Raw genomic sequence first — 19210 nt, 5'->3', positions numbered from 1 at the left:
CGGTCAGGGGTGGAGTGCGAGGGTGATGACGGTCGCGGTGAACAGCGCGTGGCCGCACCAGGCGACGGGCAGCACGGCGCGCGCCGAGCGGCGGTGCAGCGCCCAGCCGACGAGGACCAGGCCGGCGGGCACGCCGAGGGGCGCGGTCGCGGTCACGGACAGCAGCCACGGGGTGAGTCCGACGTGCCACGCCGCCCAGACGCCGCTCGCGGCGTAGACGAGGCGGCCGAGCCGGGGGCCGGCCTTCGCGGCGGTGGCCAGGTGGCGGGCGCGGTCGGCGAGGGTGCGTTCCTTCTGGGCCTGGACGATGCGGTCGGCGACGGCGACGGGGTCCCAGGGGGGAGGCGTGGAGGCGGGCTCGTCGGCCTGGTCCTCCTCGTCATCGGGTTCGGTCTTGTCGGGCTTCGGCGGGCTCTCGGGCTCGGGCTCCTGGCGCTTCGGCCTAGCAGGCGGGCCGGGCTCCGGGGCGTCGGGCTTCTCCAGGTCGACCAGTTCACCGCGGCGCCAGTCCGGCAGCCGTCCGCCACCTCTGACGTGCGACGGCTCCGCAGGGGCGGCCGTGTCCGGCTTCCGCTCGGACGTCTCGTCCGGGGTGTCCGGACGGGCGTCCGGGCCGACTCCGCGGCGGCGCAGCAGGTACCGCATGCGCAGCTCGTCAGCGCCCGGGGCGTTCATCGGCTGGCTCCCTTCCGGTAGGGCGGCAGCAGCCGGTTCGCGCGGGCCGCGAGATGGGTGGATGAGGAGCTCGGGCCGGTCCGGTCGAGCGACCGCAGCACGCTCGCGGCGCGGTCGGCGGGCACGATCCGCACGCCGTCGGCCACCAGCTCGCCGCCGTCGACGGGGGCGCCGTGCACGACGACGAGCGGGACGACGGGTGTACGGAGCAGCTCGGCGACGGCGGCGGTCTCGTACCGCGTGCCGTTCAGCCGGTCGGTGACATCGTGTGAACCGTGCAGCAGACGGCCGTTGACGACGCGCAGGCGCCAACGCGCGGACCAGCGCTTGGAGTCCACCAGAGCGACGGCGCCGCCGGGCCCGATGGCCAGGTGGTCGACGTTCGCGCGGGTTCCGGGGAGCGCACGATCGTGCAGGATCGCCCACCCTTCCCGCCGCAGTGGCGAGAGGAGCGCGGCGGTGCGGCGCTCGCCGTCGGCTCCGGCCGCGTACCGGTCGGCGAGTGCACCGCGGCGGGTACGGATGCCGACGAGGTCGGCGAGGCGGACGAGCGGGGTGCGGAGCTGGCGGGCACGCTCGACGGCAGAGGCGCCGGCGCCGGTGCGCGGCTTCCGGTGGCGGTAGAGCCACACGGCGCCGATGGCGAGCGCAAGGAGGACGAGGGTCGTCACGACGCGGCCCTGCCTGGCTTCTCGATGCGGCGGCGAGTGCGGGCCACGGTGTCGGCGGAGACGTTCTCGCCGTGCACGCCGCGAACGTAGCGCAGCACGGTGTCGTCGCCGGTGATTCCGGACGCTAGGGCGGTCCGGATGGTGTCCGCGATGCTTTGTCCGGGCGGGGTGATGGGGTGGACAGGCGGCGTCCCCACGCCGTTCTTGCTCTGGTCAAGAACACTGCGGACGGTGTCCGCGTCCGTCTCGATCCCGGCGGCAGAGAGCTGCGCGACGATGTCGTCCGGGGTGCTGCCCGCGGACACGGACGCGGCGGCGCGGACAGCGGCGCGGACAGTCGCGTCCGTCCTCGTGTCCGGGCTGGTGGTGTCCGGTGGCGGGGTGAGCGTGCGGCTGGCCTGCACGGGGTCGAGGAGATCGAGGCGGGCGCCGACGGCCGCGCGGACCGTGGTCCATGAGCGGCCGGGGTACATGATCCAGCCGAGCGCGGGGACGTGGGGCATGCGCTCGGGGATGAGGCCGCGGGCGGCGCGCTGCTCGTCTCGCACGTCTCGCCGGTGGAGTTCGAAGAGCAGCTCGACGCCGGCGGAGAGGGACGCGAATCCCCAGGCTGCGGGTTGTCCGCCGATGGTGTGGCCGTGGTGCCAGTTGAGGAGTCCGGCGATGCCGACGAAGAGGAGGATGGCGGTGCGGGAGAGTCCGGCGGGGGTGCCGCGTTCGACGGCGCGGCGGGCGTAGGTGGCGCAGATGAGTCCGGCGGCGTCGAACATGACGCTGAGCGAGGCGGCGAGCCAGGTGGGCATGCCCCAGCGTCCGAGCTGTCCGGAGAGGGACCAGGCGGCGGCGGCGAGGAGCATCGCGAGGACGAGCGCCCACGCGGTGCGGATGCCTCGGGACAGGCCGCGGCCCCGCGCGGGCGTGGTGTTGGTGGTCATGCTGTCCTCACAGGTTCGGGTTGGGCGGCGACCGGCGCCCCGCCAGCGGGGCGAGGCGCCGGGGTTGACGGGTCGTCAGGTGTGGAAGGGCAGGCGCGGGGCGCGCTGCGAGTCCTCCCACTGCTGGCCCTTGCGGGCCGCCTTGGTGGCTCCGCTGCGCTTGTGCGCGGCGCGGCGCTTGCGTGAGGCCCGGTCGTTGGGCAGCTCGTCCCAGGCCCGTCGGTTCGCCTGGGGCTTGTGGCTGAAGAGGCCCATGAAGCTCCCCCTCAGTGCTGGATCGGGCAGCGGGTGAGGGCGTCGTCCACTTCGCAGCCGCAGATCCAGCAGCGCCAGGACAGTTCGCCGAGTCGGCGGATCGCGCGGATCATGAGGCCACCGCCGTCCACGAGCCGCACTTGGTGCACACCTTCTGGTCGCCGTCGGAGCGCATGGGGCGGCCGCAGCAGATGGGGTTCATCAGGCAGCCACCTCCAGCTCCATGGCGGCGGTGCGGGGGTAGGCGCGGACCGCGGCGTCGAGGTTGTCCCGCTCCTCCGGGAGGTAGGCGAGGACGCGGCGCCACGTGCCGTGGACGAGGGACCAGGCGCGGCGGGGCTCGGTGCCGTAGGTCGCGCGGTACTGCTTGGCGGCGACGCGGCCGAAGGCGGAGCCGTAGCGGTCGGCGAACTGCTGGGTGCAGCCGCGGCCCCTGAGGTACTGCCGGACGAAGAGCATGCCGGCGCTGAGCGCGGCGTACATGACGTCGGGGTGGACCGCGGCTGCGGCGCGCAGGTGGCGACGCGCGAGCGGTCGGCGGATAGCCTTGGACATGGTCAGAACTCCTGTCGGTAGCAGGTGTCTGGCTGGCCCCGGCCGGTGTGTGAGAGCCCGGCCGGGGCCTTCTGTTGGGAACGGGGCGGCGGTGCGCTCCGTTGTATGGGGACCATACGCCGATGTATGGTCCCCATGCAAGGACGGCGTGCCACAACCCGCCACAAGGAGAGGAGCGGGCGTGGACGGCGACGGCACGAGCAAGGAGGTGACCCGGGTGTCAGACGCCCTTGACGAGGTAGACCGCATCTCGGACCGGGAAGAGCGCGTGCGCGCGAGGAATCGAGTGCTCGCCCTTCAGGCGCAGCGCGTTCAGACGTGGCACGCGGACCGTCGAGAGCTAGTGCTGGAGCTGCGGGCTGAGAAGCCGCCGGTGCCCATCCGGAAAATCGCCGCGCGGCTGGAGATGTCCGTGGGTGTCGTGCAGGACATCTTGCGTGGGCACTCGGGCTCCTGGGCGACCCGGAAAAAGAGGGCCGAGCCCGAGGAATGAAGTGCACCCGCCTGGCGATGTCGGCGGGGTGTCGCGCTGTCTCGGGGCTACCTATCAGCCGGATATCTGTGAATCAGCCCCGACTTCGGCAGGTTGGCCGTATGGTCAGCCCAATTCGACCACCACCACCGATTGGCCGACATGCTCACCCGTACCCGTATCTGCACGGTCGCCGTATCCGTCGCCGTGACGGCGCTCCTTGTCACCGGCTGCGACCCGGAAGACGACGACAACGCCACCCCGACCACGGGGTCACCCACTGCGAGTGCAAGTGCATCCCAGGCCACGCCGGAGGAGCGCCTCAAGACCGCGCTGGAGAAGAAGCTGAGCCGCAGCAACCGCAAGGGCGTCAAGCGCTTCAGCGTCTCCTACAAACCGAAAGCGTCCACCACGATCAAGATTGCTGCGAACAAACAGTTCACGGAGGGGCTGACGCGGACGGCTGCTCGCCGAGATGTGGTGTCCGCGATCAGTGCAGTGCAGTCTGCCAAGACACCGGGGAAGAATTGGCTGTTCACGGTGACGTACGCCATGACGGATGCCGATGGGCACACGAGCGAGGACCAAGTGATGCGTCTCGGATTCACCCGGGACCGCCTGGAAGCGATCGATCCTGAAGGTGTCAACCCGAAGCAGATCGAGACCCGGACAGACGGGGCTCGGGTCGTCGCTCCTGCATTCCGGTACTGATCTGCGAGATCTGAGCCCCCGCCGATGGACCGGCGGGGGCTTCGTGCTGCCAGCCGGCCAGTCAGGCGGCGGTCCTCCGGTACCACTTCGGAGCGCGCGGCAGGCTCGCGTAGTGCTCCTGCCGCACTGCCCGACACCGCACACACGTCGGCAGCCCCAGCAGCAGTTCCAGCCGGTACCCAGCGAGGCTCCCGCCGTGCTCGCGGTGCTCCTGCTCCAGGCGCGCGCGGCGTCCCTCGCGGAGCCGCTCGTCATGCGCTTCACGGCAGGTGGTGCAGCCCTCGTTGCGGGCTCGGTGGGAGCGCCATCCGGCGTCGGTGCCGCACTCCGGCCGCTGCACGGCGCGCCGCTCGGCGGGGGTGAGCCCGCCCCACACTCCGTGCGGCTGGCGGGTGGAGGTGGCCCAGTCCGCGCACGCCTGCTGGATCGGGCACGCGGCGCATAGGGCGCGGGCAGCATCCGTGAGGGTGGCGGGCGGGTGGGGGGTGTCGGGGACCATCAGCTCGCCGTGCCCGTAGCAGGGGGTGCGTGTGTCGTCGGGGAGGCGGCGGAGGTAGGGGGGTACGAGGGCGTCGATCATCGTGGGGTGGCTCCTGGTGGTGCTGGGGTACGGTGATCACGCCGCGTGAGGGGCGCCCCCGGGGATCTGGCCGAGATGGGGGCGCCCCTTCCTTGTGTCAGCGGACGGACATCCTGTCCGGTGTTCAGGGGCTGTCCGTGCTGGTGGGCGGGGTGTCCGGGGTCGGGTGAGGTGTCGTGTCCGGATCGTCCGGACGGACGTTGTCCGCCTGTCCGGACGGGTCCGATGGCTCGACCGTGGGGACACGCAGTGGAGCGCTGCGCCGTGGTGGTGGATCGTGACGGTGGCGCCAGATCCGCGCGGTGGCGGCGGGGCGGGCGATCGCGTGCGCGACGAGCACGAGGAGCTGCCCGCGCCGCGTGCGCGTCCACTTCCCGCCGAACGTGAGCCTGCGCCACACCCACGTGTCGAGTCGGTCATACGGCCGCAGGCGGCCGACGGCGAGCGCGCCGACCAGCAGCAGAGCGGCGATCACGGTTCCTCACCCCCGTTCGTGTCGGGCGGGGACGGGGCGAGGGCGTAGTCGTCCTGCGTCGAGGCCGCTGCGCGGTGTATGGCGCGGGCGAGGTGCTTGAGTACGGCGGCGAACTGCTCGGGGGTCACCGGCTGCTGCTCCCTCGGTTCGGGCACTCGGGCAGGTGCCGCCCCGGACCGGTGCGCAGGATGCTGCACGAGCAGCCGGCGACGGCTGCTAGTTGCCCGATGCGGTCGTACTTTTCGGCGGTCGAGTGGCCGTCCCACTGGGCGCGTGGGTCGTCGGCCTCGGCGCGCTCGACGTGCTCGAAGTACGCGAGGTCGCGCGGGTGGATGTGCCAGGAGAGTTGCCCGGCGGGGGTGGTGAGGTAGAGCAGGTGCCAGCCGTGCTCGTCCACGTCGGTCGCTGGTGCGAGGACGGCGGGTGCGAGGGCGGCGAGCCAGGCGAGGAGTTGAGCGCGCTCCTGGTACGCGCCGTCTCTCTCGGCGGCGGACGCCTCCGCGCTGGTCTGCCAGGCATCGCTGCGCCGCTCGTGACGTTCCAGTACGTCGTATAGGGCGTCGAGGTCGTCGTCGGTGATGGTGCCGGCGGTGTGCCGGGTGGGCTGGTCAGCCATCATGCCCCGCCTCACGGGGGGAACGGAGGTGGGAGCGGAGGGTTGTGCGCTCGCCTGCGTCGCGCAACGCGCGCGTGGCCTCATCAGCCAGGCGGCACCCGTCACATGTGAGCCCCGGGCCAACCTCGTCGTGTGGTCCGCCGAGGGTGTGATGAAGCGTGTCCGTGAGCGCGACGAACTGTCGTAGGAGCTCCGCGAATTCGGTCGTCTCGCGCTCTGCTGAGGCCGGGTCATCCCAGACGATGTGGGTGTGGCCACCGTGTCCGTGGATCGCTACGGCGTCGGCGAGCTGGTCCCAATGGACGGTGGAGGCGCGGGGACCAAGCCACCGGAGGGTGGCGGTGCCGTCGGGCCACAGGACGCCGTCGGCTACCCGGCCAGTGCCGGATGCTCCGGTGACGTCGTGTTCGCGCTGGAGGTGGAAGCGGCGGGGGTTGGTCACGGGGTGACTCCGATCTCGGCGAGGGGGCGGGTGCACTCGTCGTGGCGGTCGCAGCGGCACCGGCCGCAAGCTGCGCACCACTCCAGCGGTGGCGCCTCACACGCCGGACAGGTCGCGATCTCCTGCAAGGCGCTCAGGAGTTCGGGGATCTTGTCCAGCGGCACGCTGCTGCCGGGCTCGTCCGTGCGGAAGTGCACGCCGCGCCCCTGCGAAGGGATGTCGGCGGTGGTGATCAGGAGCCGGTCGCCGTCGATGTCGGTGTGGTGGAAGCGCGGCGGCTGGGGGTCCACGAAGGCGACGAGCGAGGTGGTCTGGTCGGGCATCAGTGGGTCTCCTGTTGGTCGGTGGTGAGCGGGAGTTCGGTCTGGCCGGGCACGTGGCGCACCGGCGGCCGGTCAACGGCTGCTGCACGCGGGGCTGGTGGGGGGGTGGAGCGCGCGGCGGCAGACCGGACCGAGGCCCGCGGCGCGCGATACGGGGTCGCGGAGGGCCCGGCCGCATCCGGCGCAGTGGCGGGCGGTCATGCGGCGAACAGGTCGAGCTGGGTGTCTGGACGGACGCGGCGGACACGGCGGACGCGCTTCGGCGGGGCCTCGGGCCCATGCCGAGCCAGCCGCCAGCCGCGCGCCGTCAGGCGCCACACGGCGACGCGGTGCCCCTTTGTCGGGGGCGAGGTGGACGGCACCCACACGCCGGTCGGCTCGATCACGCCTGTGTGGTGCAGGGCGGAGATCGCAGCGCCGAGGAATCCGTGGGCCAGCTCGGGCAGGTACTCGCGTAGCACGTTCGCGCTGAATTCGCCTTGCTCGGCGCCGACTTGGAGCGCCGCCTGGACGACCAGGTGTCGGTCCCATTCCGGTGCGCGGGCCGCGATGTCGGCGAGGGTGGCGTCCCGGCGGGCGGCGGCCAGCCGCTCAGCAACGGAAGTCTTAGCCATCAGGCGGCCTCCAGGGCGGTGTTGGTGACGGGGCGGAGCGGCCGCTGGGGCGGAAGGGCGTCCAGCGCGCGCTCCAGGTCGACGGCGATGCGGTGCCATTCGGCGGCCTGCTGGGTGGTGGGGATGTCGGCGAGGTCGCGGATCACTCGTCGCCTCCGTTCGCGGGGGTTGAGGTTCGGCTCTGTGTGGCCGTCTGACGTCCTTTTGGGTGCTGCGTGGCGTGTGGTCGCCTAGGGGGTCGTTTGGCCTTCTGTCGGCCGTGTGGCGCTTTCTGGGGTGAGCTGTGCGGCGTCGATGCGGCTTGGGTGGCTGGTGGCACGGACACGTCCGCGGACGCCGGTGCAGCGGTCCCTGGGGCGGGCTCGGCACCAGGGGCAGGCGACCTTGAGGTCGGGCTGTGGGTCGCGTCGGAGCTCGGCAGGCCGGGGAGCGTTGGTCACGCTGCGGCTCCTGCGGTGAGGGCGCGGCGTCGGGCGCCGTGGGGGCTGCGGTGCTTCCCGCTTGGTGTCTTGCAGGGCTGTCCGATGCGGGCGGTGCAGGTGGGGCAGGCGATCGAGGTGGGGCGCGGGGTGCGGGGCGCCTCGTCGTCGGGGAGGTGGCGGCCTGCGGCGGTGAGCATCTGCTTCATGTCGCTTCGGGCGGGCGGGAGTTGCTGGGCGGCGGGTGCGGCGGGGCGGGTGCCGGCGGTGACGGCGGCTCGCTGCTGTCGGTATGCGGTGAGGTATGCCTGCGGGTCGTCGTCGCCGGGTACGGGCTCGTACTGGAATCCGTCGAGGCGCTCGGCGTGGAGTTGGTGGACCTCGGCGAGGATCTCGGCGGGGGCGACGAAAGGTTGGCGGCGGGCGACGCGGGCGGCGCCGCTGCGGGCGTCGGAGAGGGTGACGTCCTGGAGCACGTCGTGCCAGGCGTCGGGGGTGTATTCGTCCATGGCCTGTTGGGGGCAGAGGGCGCGGACGTACCGGGCGAGGATCACGGTTTCGTCGGGGGTCATCAGGACTCCTGCTGCATGCGGGTCTGGGCGCGCTGCATGGCGCGGCCGAAGAGGTCGTTGGTGGCCTGCTGTCGGCGGTCGCGGAGGGGCACGACGTCGGCGCCGGCGGGAAGCGGAGGTTCCTGGCTCGGGAGCGGGGCGCGCTGGTCGCGGACCCACTTGCGCCAGAGGGCGTCGGGATCGGCTGCGCGGGTGCCTTTGGCGGTGTGCCAGTCGGTGAAGGCGGCGGTGACGCGGGCGAGTCCGTCCGGGCCGCCGAGCCGCTGGGTGTGTCCTTCGCGGTCGGCCCATGCGGTCGAGTCGTTGCTGGGCTGGAAGTTGGGCGGGACGGGTGTGTGCGCCGTCTCGTGCCCGCGCCCGGTACTACCGGTAGGGGCACACACACCCTCACCCCCCATAGGGGGGTTCGGGTCGGGCCGGGCCGGGCCGGGGACGCGCGCGCGTGGGGCAGCGTCTCCAGGGGCGTCTCGCGACGGGTCTGTAGATGCGTCTACATCGGGTGTGTTGGGCGGAGGATCGGGCGGGGCTTCGGTGCCCTTCTTCTTCTCGCGCCACCGCTGTTGACGTGCGGTTTTCGCCTTGCGGTCGGCCTGCACCTGGGCGGTGGTCGGCTGGTATTCGTGGTAGTCGTGGATGCGCCAACCCGTCTCGGGGACGACTTCCCAAAGACCACTCTCAACGAGCTCTTCAGCTCGTTTACGCGCGCTCTTCACGTCGCTTACGAGTCGCAACTCGCGCGTCGTGATGACGCCGTCGGTGAGGTTCTCGGCGCTCCAGCAGATCGCGGAGACGTACAGCCGGAACGCCGCGTCCGACAGCAGGCGCACCTTTCGGTGGGAGGGGAAACGGTCGTCGAACCGGGCCCAGGGCATGTGTCTTCCTTCGGTTGTGCTGGTCAAGGGAAGGGGGAAGCGGCGGGCGGCGTCACCACAGCGCCTCGGGCGGCCGGTCCTCGGGCGGGCACTGGTGGTCGAGGACCACCTCGACGGCCGCGGGCACCGGCGAATTGAGATGCAGCCAGTGCAGCTCGCACCCGCCTCCGTGCAGGCGCCGAACGCGCCACGCGAGCCGGTTGGGCCCGGTATGGGGCAGCGCGTCGGCCAGCGGCATCGGGTCGTCGTCTGCGCTGACCATCAACGCTGCCCGGCGGCCGACGAGTTGGCGCCAGATCGGGGCGCCGCAGCGGGGGCAGCCGCTGCGGGCAGCCCCCGCCGCGGCGGTCACGGCAGCGTTCCGGGGCGCCACCGCGCGGCCTGCTCCTCCGCCTGGCAGGCGAGGGCCTCCTCCGCGCACGTCTTGTGCGCGGGGCTGCTGCGACTGTCACGGAGGCGAGTCGGAGCGCCGCAGTACCGACACGGTCGGGCGTGCGCCCTCCAGTGGCGGGGGTGGCGCCAGTCGAGCACCGGCGGGCTCATGGTCCGGTCACCGCCTCGCGGCTCGGCCACTGGACGCCGGCGAGCGCCTCCCGCTGCTCCTCGGGCACCGCGGCCAGGGGGTGGCCGAGCCAGTCCAGGCCGGCCGCGGCGAGTCCGTAAGCGTCGGCCTCGTCGTACCGTGCGGGTCCCTCGGTGCGGATGCCGTACAGCTCGGCGACCGCGGTGCGCACGCGGCCCTTGGAGGCGTTGCCGTGGCCGGTCACGTACTGCTTGAGTGAGGCGGGCGGTACGAGCGCGTAGGGGATGTCGTGGCTGTAGCAGTACACCCGCACCAGCACCCGCAGTCCGGCGAGGTCCTCGTGTCCGGCCATCGCGGCGTGCCGGTAGGCGGGGCCCTCGATCACCACGAGGTCCGCGTTGCGGATGTAGCTGACGACCGTGTCGCGCACGTGCCGCAGCCGAGCGTCTCCGCGGAGGCGTCCTGGTGGGCGGATGCGGTCGGTCCAGCCGTCGCCGGCCACGCCGGTGGAGGTCAGGGATAGGTCGCATCCGATGACGAGGGGGCGGCGGGGCCCCGCCGCCCCGGCCTGATGGCCGGTGACGGCGGGGGCCACTCCCGGGAGGGTCGGAGTGGTCACCGGGGCACCTCCCGGTGTCCGCAGGAGCGGCAGGTGCTGCTCCCGTCCGCGTGGAGGGTGCGGGTGGTCATGCGGTCCCAGTCCACGCAGGTGCACCGTCCCGGGACGGTGGCCTCGTACTGACGCGCCGGGAGTGTCCGGTGTCGGCCGGTGGGCGCGGCGGGGAGCAGTCGGCGCACGCTGGCGACCACGGCGGCGGCGCCACCCGCGGCTGTGGCGAGCCCGATCGCGTAGGGCAGGGCGGTCACTTGGCGTCCTCCCGTCCCCTGCGCAGGATCTGGATGCTTTCGTGGACGATGAGGAGTGCGCCGGTGATGATGGCCCCGACTCCGGCCACGCCGAGTTGAGTGAGGATGAAGTAGAGGGTGCTCACTGGTGCCCCCTCTGCCGCGGGATGAGGGGCCACTCGGTCCGCACGGTGTCGGCCTGGTGCTCCTTGCCGGGCGTGCGGGCGAAGTACCCGGCGAGCGACTCCGCTTGCTCTCGGGCCCAGGCCGCTTGGTGCTCGTGCAGCTCGCCGAGGTCGGTGGCGATGCGCGGGTAGAGGCTGGCGATGCGCCAGGCGACGCGGCAGGCGGCGATGGCGTCCGCATCCGCGGAGTGCGCCCTGTCGAGAGGCACTTGGTAGTGCTCGCAGAGCGCCGTCAGCGTGCGGGAGCCGCGCCGGTACCGGTCGACGGCCTTGTCGAGTACGCGGGGATCGATGATGAGCGGCTCGGTGATGCCCCACAGCGACGGGACGCTGTACCGCTCGCACTCGCGGTCCTGCATCGTGAGGTCGAACGCTGCGTTCATGGCCACGATCGGAGTCCCGTCACGGGCGACCTGGGCGAGCGCGGCGGTCACCTGCTCCACCACCTCGGCGGCCGGCCGCCCGTCGGCGCGGGCCCGTTCGGTGGTGATGCCGTGGACCTTGGCGGCCTCTTCGGGGATCTCGATCCCGGGGTTCGCGAGCCACGTCGCGGACTGCGTCGGCAGCCCGCCGCCGCACTGGACGACGCAGGCGGTCACGATCCGGTCCGTCTCGACGTCGGTGCCGGTGGTCTCCAGGTCGAAGCCGCACATGCGGCCGAGGTGCCAGCTCATGCCCGGCCCCCTTTCACTTCCTCGAGGAAGGCCCGCAGCCGGGAGGCTGACGCGGTGGACGGGTGGAGACCATCGTTCGCCTGGGCGAACCGCTGCTCTACCTCGGCGGTGGACCAGCCGTGCTTTCCAGCGGCGGCGATGATGTCGAACCACACGTCCTCGGGCGCCTCGTCGGGCGTCTCGTCGTCCGGGACGATCTCGGCCTCCATCAACTCGGGCGTCTCCTCCCCCTGTTGAGGGGAAGGGGGAGCAGCCTGCTTCAGCGTCTCGCCCCGGGCCCGGAGAGCCGTGGCGATCTGGTCGTCCATATGCCCGGCCTGCACCGCCTGCTTCCACAGCTCGCCCACGGCGGCCGCCGTCGTGGCAGCCTCGGCGAGCGCGACGTAGTCCGGACGCGGTGCCTCCAGCGCGGCACGCTCCGGGACGTTCGACACGGCAGCCGTGCTGGTCTGCCCGGCCATCAGCGCGGACGGCGCGATGTCGATGTCAATCGTCGGCACCATCCACCGCCGCGTCTGCCCGTCCCGCTTGGCGGTGCGCTCCTCCAGCCCGAGGTACGCCTCGACGTATCCGCCAGCCTTGGCCAGCAGCTCGGCGACGCCGGGGAGTTCGACGGCGGCGTAGTAGCCGTGGGACTCCAGCCGCCACACCCCGACGCCGGGCACGTCGCGGAGTACGACGTTGAGCCGGGTGGTGGGCTTGCACTCGCGCCGCTCTGGGTCCGGGCCGCACGGGCATGCCCGGTCGGCGAGGAGTTCGGTGACGCCGTCGCAGCGGCGTTGGCAGCCGCCGCCGGACCACAGCTCGTAGTACTGGGAGACGGGCTGCGGCGGGACGAGGATGGGCACCCGGCGGGCCTCGGTGATGACCTCGTAGGCGGCGGGGCCACCGTTGGCGGGGGTCCAGTCCGCCACGGTGCCGCCGTACAGGGCGGCGACCTTCTCCAGCAGTGGCTTCGACGCGGAGGTGAAGCGGAACCTGTCCAGCTTCGCGGGGCGCTTGCTGCCGCTCTGGGTCGGCGCGGTGACGCCGATCCGGATGCGCCCCAACTCGCGGGTGCGCTGCTGTAGATCGAGAATCGGCATCAGGCTGCCCTCTCTTCGCTGGTGGTGGGGAGGGTGAGGGCCTCGCCGACGACTCCCTTAGCGGTTGTGCGCTGGAACTCGGCGATGTCCCGGGCGTGGCAGAAGGCGGCGAACTCGGCGGCCCCGCAGGCAACGGGGACGGGCCGGTACCCCTCCGGGCGGAGGTGCAGCACGATCCCTGTGTGGTACACGGTCGGGAGCGGCACCTTGGAGCCGTCGCGGAGCCAGCCGACTTCCGCGTGGGCGTAGGCGGCCATCTGCAACCCCGCCTCGGGGTAGACGCCCTTCTTGTCCAGTTCGCCGCCGGTCTTCGTGTCGCCCATGAACACCGTGTCGGCGTAGGTGCCAAGTTCGGCGGCGATCAGGGGCGAGCGCAGGTAGTAGTCCAGCGTCCCGGCGTAGCCCCGCGTGTAGTTCGCCACCACCATCTCCGAGGCTTCGAAGGTGACGTCCCAGTCGGAGACGAACCGCTCGAAGTGGGCGACGTAGGGCCGCACTTCCTCGTCATCGCGCAGCTCGTCCGGGACGGGCTGTCCGAGGACGTGCGCTTCAATGAGCTGGTGGACGGCGGAGCCGACGGCGGCGCGGGCGTCCTTCTTACGGGTGTGAGCCCGGCGCAGCCAGTCGTACGCCTCCGCACGGTCCTCCGGCCGCAGCGAGGCCCGGACGAGGTAGGGGAGGTTGTCCAGCGCGGTCTCGGCGGTCAGGTTCCCCGCCCAGAAGACCAACGCTTCCTTGGGCATGCCCTGCGACAGGATGGTGGTGACCGAACGCAACTTGACCTTGGAGTCGAGCGGGTCCCGGTACCAGCCCTGGGAGCGGCGGGGGATGCGGTCGGCGCCGGTCGGCGCGCTCTTGGTGGAGCGGCGGCCGGCGGCCGGGGCTTTCGCCCCGGCCAGCGCGGTGTCAGTGGACACGGGGCGGCTCCGGTGCACGGTAGTCGCTGGCAGCCACCTCGGCCCAGGCCCGGTACTCGCTGTGCGAGTCCGAGCGAGGGGTCTCGTCCACCAGCGCGGTTGCAGCGGCGAGGGCGAGGGTGGCGTGCACCTGCGCCTCGGCGGCGAGCGCGGCCCCGGTGACCGAGTCGGCGCCGTCGCCGTAGGTGAAGTGGTGCGCCATGTCGGCGAGGCGTTCGGCCTCGCGGAAGTGCTGGGGTCCGTTCATCGGGTGCCTCCGGGGAGGGTGTAGGCCCGCGCGGTGCCGTCGGTCGCGGTGAGGTGTCCGGTGCGGGCGAGGTATGCGAGGTCAAGGCGGGCGGTGCGGCGGCGCGGGGCGAGACGCTGTGTGCGGTAGGCCCGGCGAGTCGTCCAAGTCCCGCCCTCGGCGCGGGCGGTGGCGAGGAGTACCGCGCGGCGATAGCAGAGGCCGGCCATCAGCGGTCACCCCGCTCGGCGGCGTCGGCCATGCGGCGGAACATGTCGGCGACTGCTGCCACCGTGTGCGACTCGGCGCGGGCATCCGCCTCGTCGGCGGCCTCGCGCAGCACCTCGGCGCGGACTCGGCTGATCAGGTCTTCCGCGCCCTCGGGCAGGTAGTACTCCCCGAGCCGCTTCGGACGAACCAGCTCCTCGCGGAGCTCGTCGCGGGCGCTCATCAGCGCTCCCCCCGCTTGGCCTCATCCCGCACGGCGTGCCGCAGCACGTCAGCCGCGTGCGAGCGGTACGCCTCCAGCCCCCTGGCGTAGGCGGCCCCGGACGCGGTGATCCACCCATACCGAGCGGAGTGCAGCTCCCCGACCTGGAACGTGTAGCCGAGGAACTCGCCGTCCTCGGCGTGCGGTCGGAAGGCTCGCGCGTCGGGCCACTCGCCCGCAGTGACCAGCAGCGTTGCCCTCGCGACAGTGATCGGCGCCCTCACGCAGCAGCACCACCCTCGGCACGCTGCCCCGGCACCGGACGCGGCGTAACCAGCGTCCGCAGCCGCTCAGCGAGCGCAGCCACCTGCGTCCCGTACACCGGCAGCACACCGGCCCCGGCCACCTGCTCCATCAGGTCCTGCACCCGCACGTCCCGCTCATGTGCGGCATGCGAGTCCGAGCCCTGCGCAGCGGCCGACGCCGATAGCTCGGCGATCTCCACCAGCTCGTCCACCACGCCCTGCGGGTCCTCGGCCACCTTCTCGGCCACCGACACGAGCACCGAGTGCAGCCAGTGCGACACATCCAGCCCAGCCCCGGACGGGGTGGCATCCACGTAGATCCGGTGTGGCCCGGACACAGGCATCCGCCCCGACATCACCGCACACCCCCCGCCAGAGCCGCGCGGGTCGCGAGCCGCCCGACCCCGACACCGAGCAGCCGTACCTCCACACCACACGCGGTGCGTCCCGTACCGGTGGCGTGGCCACCGCGCAGCGTCTCGTGCTCGATGCCGAGCCGGGCGACCCACCACGACCACGCCGTGATGTCGTCCGGCGTCACGACCACACTGAGACGCGCGTGCCCATCGACCTCCACCGCCTGCACCTGCTCCTCTCCGGACAGGCTGTCGGCAAGACGCTTCGCCGGCGACGACGTCTGCGGGGCACGCAGCGGGTAGGTGACAGACAGCGTCACCACGACGTCGCGCCACACAGTGCGGACCGTGGCGACCCCGCGCATCTCGCCGGTGTGTGCACGGAAGACGTCCCGCTCGACACCGGAGCCCATCAGGACGGCGGCGATGTCAGCGTGCTCACCGGCGCCGTGCTCAGTGATCAGGTAGCCGGACAGCACCCCCTCGGGTGCGACAGTCCACGACACGGCGCGGAGGTCCGGGTGAGAGACCAGCTCGGTGAGCGCCAAAGCGGCGCGGAGCTGGGTACCGTTGGTCATGGTGACCCCTTCTTCTTCACTGGTTGGGTGGGGTTTCCGGGCTGATCCGGATGGCCGTCCGGGTCAGCCCCGCTTCGGCGGTCGATCAGGCCGCGCGTCGAGCCGGCAGAGGCTTGAGCTGCGCCAGATCCGGCGCCAGTCCAGATACCGGCGTCACCGACGAGGCCGAGCGCGGCTCGACGTGGTGCATGGCGTCGATGCGCTCCAGATCGGCTGACGTGAAGTACACGCGGCGGCCGACCTTGCTGTGGGGCAGCTCCTTGATGTGCTTGCGCAGCCACGACTCGGTGACGCCCGGGATCTGCGCCGCTGCCTCCGCATAGCCGAAGCGCGCGGTCATGCGGCGCGCTCCTGCGGCTCGTGGCCTGCCTCCAGCGCCACGCGCGGGCACGACAGGGCGGCCGCGAGCCGGTTGAGGACGCTCGGAGTCGCGTTGCGCCGCCCGCTCTCGATCTCGCCCATGAGCTGTGGGGAGATGCCGATGCGGCGCGCGAGCTGGACCTTGGAGAGGCCAGCGGCCCGCCGCGCGTACGTGACCGCGTCCGGTGCTTGGTCAAGGGGGCGCCGTCGGCGCCCGGTGTTCTGCGTCATGACCCCCACACTAGCGCGTAGTTTTGCGTAGTCAAGCACAGTGCTGCGCAGTGCGTGGTCACTGCGTACATACGCAACTCGTGGCCAGTGAGCCCCTTGATCACGCGGCCCTATAGAGGGAAAGTGCGTAGTCATGCGAAGCTGATCGCATGGCTACGCACTCACGGCCGACGCCCGAAGGCACGCTGCTCAAGGACGCCCTGCTGCGCTCTGGCCTCTCCCAGCGCAAGGCGGCAGAACGCGCCGGCATCTCGGAGACGCGGTGGCGGCAGATCGTGGCCGGGTACCAGCGCGTCGGCGGTCAAGAGGTGGCCGTCACTGCCCCCGCCGAGACGATCGCCCGCATGGCACTCGTGCTCGATGTCGGCGCCGATGACCTCCGTCAGGCGCGGCGCGACGACGCGGCCGAGGTGCTCGCCGTGCTGAGTGAGCCTCCGCGGGCCGTGCGATATGACGACGACCCACACATCCGAGCGGTAGCTGATCTGCTGGCCACGCTCCCCGCGGATGCCCAGCGTGAGGTGCTGCGCCGTGTGCAGGAGCGACGAGCGCAGGAGCAGGGTCACAACGAGGGGACGTCGAGCCGTAGCGCCTAGCACGACATGCAGGGGCTCTCCGGAGGCCCGCCCGGCGCGTCACCGGAATGCGTGGTTCCACTTCATCAAACTGGCGGAATGGGTTTACATGGTGTGACCTCACTGTGTAGCTGAACTCATACACACAGTGAGGAACCTGTATGGAGACCGCCCAGACCGTTCTTTCCTGCATCGCGGGCGCCACCGCCCTCGCCACCCTCCTCCTCGCCCGCGAACTTCGGCGGCAACGGCGCCAAATCACAGAGCTGCACACGCAGCTCGTAGCCACCCGCGTCGATACGCTTTACCAGAACGCCGCCTCCCAAGGCGCGGCACTCGCTGGCCCCGCGCCCCCGCTCGCCCTCGTCGACGCGGCCGCCCCGTCCTGCGAGAGACTCCGCAGCGTCAGCCCACCCCCCCTCCGCCGCCGTCTCGCCCAACGGACGCTCGTCGCCTACCGCGTCCCTGCCTTGATCGCCCTCGGTGTGAGCCTCATCGCCGTAGTTGCCCTTACCAGCGCCACCGGCGCGGCGACCCCCACCCGTCCCAACACCACCACCGCCTGCCCCGACTGAAGCCGCCGAGCGTCATACCACGACGCTCAACCGACCATCCCGCCCGCCCGGTTCCGCCATCGCCGCATCCACCGCCGCCACGATCTCGGCATCCAGCTCCCGCACCAGGTGCCCGTACCGGTCGACCGTCGTAGTGATCGACTCGTGCCCCAACCGAGCCTGGATCGCAGGCAGCGGAATCCGGGCAGCGATCAGCCACGACACGTGCGTATGCCGAAGGTCATGAATCCGTGGGCGCCGCGGCAAACCCCTCGCCACTGCCTCCGAAACAGCGGGTCGCCACCTGTTGTTGTAGAAGTTCGAGTGCGACCACGGCCGACCGCGAGCGGTCTGGAACAGGAACGACTCCGGCTGACGACCGCTTGCGAGGCGAGCCGCCACCTCAGCCTGACTCCCCGTCAGCGCCACAACTCGCCGCGACCTCTTGGTCTTCGGTGCGCCGAGCAGGTACGCCGGTCCCGCCTCGGCCTTCGGTCGCTTCCGCCACGAGCGCTGCACCGTCACCGTCCGCTCGGACCCACGCAGCCGCAGATCCCGCACCTGTAGCGCAGTCGCCTCGCCCCACCGCATCCCCGTGCCGACCAGCCAATCGGCAAGCTCACGCGCCCGCGGGTCCGTGAGCTCTCGCGCGATCCGCGCATACTCCTCGCGTTCGAGGAAAACCATCTCCTCGGTGATCCCGTCATCGATCCGCGGGAGCTTGGTTTTCGCGCAGCAGTTGGCGGTGCGCATCGGCGGCTGCGCCTCCACCCCGGCCTGCACCACGCACCACAGCAGTCCATGCCGATTCGCGATGCTCTTTGGGCCGGCCTTTCGTCTCAGCCACTCGCCGGGCCGCTCCGGGTCAGGCTCCCCTCGTTTCTGGGCCCGTACCCAGTCCTGGACGTCGTCAGCGGTGAGGTTTCCGATGGTGGCCTCGATGACACGCCCCGACGGCTGCGTGTGTCGCAGGACCGACAGGTGGAGGTCCACGTCGCGTCGATAGTCGTCCTGCGTTCGCTCGTCTACCCCCGTCAGTCGGGAGACGTACCGGTGCGCCCACTCCACGAGTGGCATGTCACCGGGCTGCTGGACTTCCTCGACGAACCCCTGCCCACGGACCCAACCGTGCGGCCACCGCTGCTCGTGCGCGTCTACGAGCTTCTTGAACGACTCCGCGGAGGTGCGGTCGCCGAACTTCTCCGATTGCCAACCGCTGCCGTCTTGGCGCCACTTCACCTGAAAGGTGCTCTCTCCGCCCTTTCGAGGGCGCTCCACGATGCTCGCCATGAGTAGGAGAGTAGGGCAAAACGCGCACCCCCACGTTCCCAAGATGTTCCCAACGCGACCACGAAAAAGCCCCTCACCCGGGTTTCCCCAGGTGAGGGGCTTGATCAACAAGGGTGAATGACGGGACTTGAACCCGCGACATCCTGGACCACAACCAGGTGCTCTACCTACTGAGCTACATCCACCACGGGCCTGTCCGGGAGATTTCCCGTACCGGCCGGGTACGAGTGTACAGGGTTCCCGGAGGTGCCCGTGCACTCGAGCTTCGGCCCGTGCAGGCTCAGTCCTGCGGGGCGACGACGTGCTGGGCCGCGAGGCGCTTGGCGGCGTCGCTGTCGGGGCCCGGTTGCGGGACGAAGAGCGCGTCGCGGTAGTAGCGGAGCTCCGCGATCGACTCCCGGATGTCGGCGAGCGCCCGGTGGTTCCCGTTCTTCGGGGGGCTGTTGTAGTACGCCTTCGGGTACCACCGCCTGGCGAGTTCCTTGATCGAGGAGACGTCGACGATGCGGTAGTGCAGGTGCCCCACCAGGGTGGCCATGTCCCTGGCGAGGAAACCTCGGTCGGTGCCGACCGAGTTGCCGCAGAGCGGGGCCTTGCCGGGGTCCCGCGCGTACTTCCGGATGTAGGAGAGGACCCGCTCCTCGGCCTCGGGCAGGGTGGTGCCCCCGGCGAGCTCGTCGAGGAGCCCGGAGGCGGTGTGCATCTCGCGCACCACCTCGGGCATCGACTCCAGCGCCTTCGAGGGCGGGCGGATCACGATGTCCACGCCCTCGCCGAGCACGTTCAGCTCCGAGTCGGTGACCAGGGCGGCCACCTCGATGAGCGCGTCGTCGGACAGCGAGAGCCCGGTCATCTCGCAGTCGATCCACACCATGCGATCGTTCATGC

At 71.6% G+C, this 19210-nt stretch carries 37 protein-coding genes and 1 tRNA gene; 4 read left to right on the top strand and 34 right to left on the bottom strand.

From position 1 onward, the window contains the following. Positions 1-3: 3 nt before the first annotated feature. The 6 genes from F603_RS0123805 to F603_RS35185 all read right to left on the bottom strand — a co-directional run bounded on the left by F603_RS0123805 (position 4) and on the right by F603_RS35185 (position 3091). The gene (locus F603_RS0123805) at positions 4-675 is read right to left on the bottom strand and encodes a hypothetical protein (RefSeq protein WP_026328674.1); all 672 of its coding nucleotides are present in this window, start codon (positions 673-675) and stop codon (positions 4-6) included. Further along, positions 672-1346 (bottom strand): nuclease-related domain-containing protein, encoded by a 675-nt coding sequence (locus F603_RS0123800; RefSeq protein WP_019548452.1) that lies wholly within the window; start codon positions 1344-1346, stop codon positions 672-674. The genes F603_RS0123805 and F603_RS0123800 overlap by 4 nt, the downstream gene beginning before the upstream one ends. Continuing rightward, positions 1343-2281 carry a DUF2637 domain-containing protein gene (locus F603_RS0123795; RefSeq protein WP_019548451.1) on the bottom strand — a complete coding sequence of 313 codons (939 nt, stop codon included), beginning with the start codon at positions 2279-2281 and terminating at the stop codon, positions 1343-1345. The genes F603_RS0123800 and F603_RS0123795 overlap by 4 nt, the downstream gene beginning before the upstream one ends. Positions 2282-2356: 75 nt before the next feature. Beyond that, positions 2357-2536, bottom strand: coding sequence for a hypothetical protein (locus tag F603_RS0123790; protein WP_019548450.1), 180 nt, complete (start codon positions 2534-2536; stop codon positions 2357-2359). An 11-nt stretch (positions 2537-2547) separates the two neighbouring features. Next, a complete protein-coding gene (locus tag F603_RS36305) occupies positions 2548-2676 on the bottom strand; it encodes a hypothetical protein (protein WP_019548449.1) in 129 nt (42 codons plus the stop codon). Positions 2677-2737: 61 nt separating this feature from the next. Continuing rightward, positions 2738-3091 (bottom strand): hypothetical protein, encoded by a 354-nt coding sequence (locus F603_RS35185; protein ID WP_019548448.1) that lies wholly within the window; start codon positions 3089-3091, stop codon positions 2738-2740. 181 nt (positions 3092-3272) lie between these two features. On the opposite strand from F603_RS35185, the gene F603_RS0123775 reads away from it, so the two are divergent. After that, positions 3273-3584 (top strand): hypothetical protein, encoded by a 312-nt coding sequence (locus F603_RS0123775; protein ID WP_019548447.1) that lies wholly within the window; start codon positions 3273-3275, stop codon positions 3582-3584. Between the two features lie 132 nt (positions 3585-3716). Next, positions 3717-4274, top strand: a complete 558-nt coding sequence (locus tag F603_RS0123770) for a hypothetical protein (RefSeq protein WP_158678678.1) — start codon at positions 3717-3719, stop codon at positions 4272-4274. Between the two features lie 61 nt (positions 4275-4335). On the opposite strand, the gene F603_RS32695 is transcribed toward F603_RS0123770, so the two are convergent. The 25 genes from F603_RS32695 to F603_RS0123645 form a co-directional block, all read right to left on the bottom strand. Continuing rightward, positions 4336-4854: a WhiB family transcriptional regulator gene (locus F603_RS32695; protein WP_019548445.1), complete on the bottom strand. Its 519-nt coding sequence runs from the start codon at positions 4852-4854 to the stop codon at positions 4336-4338. 124 nt (positions 4855-4978) lie between these two features. Next, positions 4979-5329, bottom strand: a complete 351-nt coding sequence (locus F603_RS32690) for a hypothetical protein (RefSeq protein ID WP_019548444.1) — start codon at positions 5327-5329, stop codon at positions 4979-4981. Next, on the bottom strand, positions 5326-5457 hold the full coding sequence (locus F603_RS36300; protein WP_019548443.1) for a hypothetical protein: 132 nt from the start codon (positions 5455-5457) through the stop codon (positions 5326-5328). The genes F603_RS32690 and F603_RS36300 overlap by 4 nt, the downstream gene beginning before the upstream one ends. Beyond that, positions 5454-5948: a hypothetical protein gene (locus tag F603_RS33560; RefSeq protein ID WP_158678677.1), complete on the bottom strand. Its 495-nt coding sequence runs from the start codon at positions 5946-5948 to the stop codon at positions 5454-5456. The genes F603_RS36300 and F603_RS33560 overlap by 4 nt, the downstream gene beginning before the upstream one ends. 435 nt (positions 5949-6383) lie before the next feature. Next, complete coding sequence (locus F603_RS0123740; protein ID WP_019548440.1) at positions 6384-6710, bottom strand: hypothetical protein; 327 nt, start codon at positions 6708-6710, stop codon at positions 6384-6386. Positions 6711-6782: 72 nt separating this feature from the next. After that, positions 6783-6911: a DUF6011 domain-containing protein gene (locus F603_RS36050; RefSeq protein ID WP_245600885.1), complete on the bottom strand. Its 129-nt coding sequence runs from the start codon at positions 6909-6911 to the stop codon at positions 6783-6785. Further along, positions 6908-7324, bottom strand: a complete 417-nt coding sequence (locus F603_RS0123735; protein ID WP_019548439.1) for a hypothetical protein — start codon at positions 7322-7324, stop codon at positions 6908-6910. The genes F603_RS36050 and F603_RS0123735 overlap by 4 nt, the downstream gene beginning before the upstream one ends. Further along, positions 7324-7470, bottom strand: coding sequence for a hypothetical protein (locus F603_RS35180; protein ID WP_019548438.1), 147 nt, complete (start codon positions 7468-7470; stop codon positions 7324-7326). The genes F603_RS0123735 and F603_RS35180 overlap by 1 nt, the downstream gene beginning before the upstream one ends. A 290-nt stretch (positions 7471-7760) precedes the next feature. Next, a complete protein-coding gene (locus F603_RS36295; protein ID WP_019548437.1) occupies positions 7761-8315 on the bottom strand; it encodes a zinc finger domain-containing protein in 555 nt (184 codons plus the stop codon). Then, positions 8315-9187, bottom strand: a complete 873-nt coding sequence (locus F603_RS32675) for a hypothetical protein (protein ID WP_019548436.1) — start codon at positions 9185-9187, stop codon at positions 8315-8317. Before F603_RS32675 ends, F603_RS36295 begins: the two co-directional genes overlap by 1 nt. A gap of 52 nt (positions 9188-9239) precedes the next feature. After that, a complete protein-coding gene (locus F603_RS32670; RefSeq protein ID WP_019548435.1) occupies positions 9240-9560 on the bottom strand; it encodes a hypothetical protein in 321 nt (106 codons plus the stop codon). A gap of 166 nt (positions 9561-9726) precedes the next feature. Further along, positions 9727-10329, bottom strand: a complete 603-nt coding sequence (locus F603_RS0123710) for a RuvC family protein (RefSeq protein WP_019548434.1) — start codon at positions 10327-10329, stop codon at positions 9727-9729. Beyond that, positions 10326-10577 (bottom strand): hypothetical protein, encoded by a 252-nt coding sequence (locus tag F603_RS0123705; protein WP_019548433.1) that lies wholly within the window; start codon positions 10575-10577, stop codon positions 10326-10328. Before F603_RS0123705 ends, F603_RS0123710 begins: the two co-directional genes overlap by 4 nt. Next, positions 10574-10702, bottom strand: a complete 129-nt coding sequence (locus tag F603_RS36290; RefSeq protein WP_019548432.1) for a hypothetical protein — start codon at positions 10700-10702, stop codon at positions 10574-10576. Before F603_RS36290 ends, F603_RS0123705 begins: the two co-directional genes overlap by 4 nt. Beyond that, entirely contained in the window at positions 10699-11415 is a 717-nt protein-coding gene (locus F603_RS0123695) for a 3'-5' exonuclease (protein ID WP_019548431.1), read from the bottom strand. The genes F603_RS36290 and F603_RS0123695 overlap by 4 nt, the downstream gene beginning before the upstream one ends. Next, positions 11412-12500 (bottom strand): recombination directionality factor, encoded by a 1089-nt coding sequence (locus F603_RS0123690; protein WP_019548430.1) that lies wholly within the window; start codon positions 12498-12500, stop codon positions 11412-11414. Before F603_RS0123690 ends, F603_RS0123695 begins: the two co-directional genes overlap by 4 nt. Continuing rightward, positions 12500-13417, bottom strand: coding sequence for a hypothetical protein (locus F603_RS0123685; RefSeq protein WP_019548429.1), 918 nt, complete (start codon positions 13415-13417; stop codon positions 12500-12502). Before F603_RS0123685 ends, F603_RS0123690 begins: the two co-directional genes overlap by 1 nt. Continuing rightward, the gene (locus tag F603_RS0123680; RefSeq protein ID WP_019548428.1) at positions 13407-13664 is read right to left on the bottom strand and encodes a hypothetical protein; all 258 of its coding nucleotides are present in this window, start codon (positions 13662-13664) and stop codon (positions 13407-13409) included. Before F603_RS0123680 ends, F603_RS0123685 begins: the two co-directional genes overlap by 11 nt. Then, complete coding sequence (locus F603_RS0123675) at positions 13661-13873, bottom strand: hypothetical protein (protein WP_019548427.1); 213 nt, start codon at positions 13871-13873, stop codon at positions 13661-13663. Before F603_RS0123675 ends, F603_RS0123680 begins: the two co-directional genes overlap by 4 nt. Then, positions 13873-14094 carry a hypothetical protein gene (locus tag F603_RS0123670; protein WP_019548426.1) on the bottom strand — a complete coding sequence of 74 codons (222 nt, stop codon included), beginning with the start codon at positions 14092-14094 and terminating at the stop codon, positions 13873-13875. The genes F603_RS0123675 and F603_RS0123670 overlap by 1 nt, the downstream gene beginning before the upstream one ends. Then, positions 14094-14357, bottom strand: coding sequence for a hypothetical protein (locus F603_RS0123665; protein ID WP_019548425.1), 264 nt, complete (start codon positions 14355-14357; stop codon positions 14094-14096). Before F603_RS0123665 ends, F603_RS0123670 begins: the two co-directional genes overlap by 1 nt. Then, positions 14354-14692 (bottom strand): hypothetical protein, encoded by a 339-nt coding sequence (locus tag F603_RS0123660; RefSeq protein ID WP_245600884.1) that lies wholly within the window; start codon positions 14690-14692, stop codon positions 14354-14356. The genes F603_RS0123665 and F603_RS0123660 overlap by 4 nt, the downstream gene beginning before the upstream one ends. Positions 14693-14733: 41 nt before the next feature. After that, positions 14734-15312, bottom strand: coding sequence for a hypothetical protein (locus tag F603_RS0123655; protein ID WP_019548423.1), 579 nt, complete (start codon positions 15310-15312; stop codon positions 14734-14736). 85 nt (positions 15313-15397) lie between these two features. Next, the gene (locus F603_RS0123650) at positions 15398-15652 is read right to left on the bottom strand and encodes a helix-turn-helix domain-containing protein (protein ID WP_019548422.1); all 255 of its coding nucleotides are present in this window, start codon (positions 15650-15652) and stop codon (positions 15398-15400) included. Next, positions 15649-15903, bottom strand: a complete 255-nt coding sequence (locus tag F603_RS0123645; protein WP_019548421.1) for a helix-turn-helix transcriptional regulator — start codon at positions 15901-15903, stop codon at positions 15649-15651. Before F603_RS0123645 ends, F603_RS0123650 begins: the two co-directional genes overlap by 4 nt. Positions 15904-16052: 149 nt before the next feature. On the opposite strand from F603_RS0123645, the gene F603_RS0123640 reads away from it, so the two are divergent. Both F603_RS0123640 and F603_RS0123635 read left to right on the top strand, forming a co-directional pair. Further along, complete coding sequence (locus F603_RS0123640; RefSeq protein WP_019548420.1) at positions 16053-16499, top strand: helix-turn-helix domain-containing protein; 447 nt, start codon at positions 16053-16055, stop codon at positions 16497-16499. A 140-nt stretch (positions 16500-16639) separates the two neighbouring features. After that, a complete protein-coding gene (locus F603_RS0123635; protein WP_019548419.1) occupies positions 16640-17053 on the top strand; it encodes a hypothetical protein in 414 nt (137 codons plus the stop codon). A 12-nt stretch (positions 17054-17065) separates the two neighbouring features. Here F603_RS0123635 and F603_RS0123630 read toward each other — a convergent pair whose 3' ends face one another. From F603_RS0123630 to orn, 3 genes are all read right to left on the bottom strand, one after another. Beyond that, positions 17066-18322: a tyrosine-type recombinase/integrase gene (locus F603_RS0123630; RefSeq protein WP_019548418.1), complete on the bottom strand. Its 1257-nt coding sequence runs from the start codon at positions 18320-18322 to the stop codon at positions 17066-17068. Between the two features lie 112 nt (positions 18323-18434). Continuing rightward, a tRNA-His gene (locus tag F603_RS0123625) sits at positions 18435-18507 on the bottom strand. A 95-nt stretch (positions 18508-18602) separates the two neighbouring features. Further along, a complete protein-coding gene (gene orn / locus F603_RS0123620; RefSeq protein WP_019548417.1) occupies positions 18603-19208 on the bottom strand; it encodes an oligoribonuclease in 606 nt (201 codons plus the stop codon). Positions 19209-19210: the final 2 nt, after the last annotated feature.

The sequence above is a fragment of the Streptomyces sulphureus DSM 40104 genome (assembly GCF_000381025.1).
GTDB lineage: Bacteria > Actinomycetota > Actinomycetes > Streptomycetales > Streptomycetaceae > Streptomyces > Streptomyces sulphureus.
Note: the sequence above shows the minus strand (reverse complement) of the source record. Positions and strands in the feature narration are given on the sequence as shown.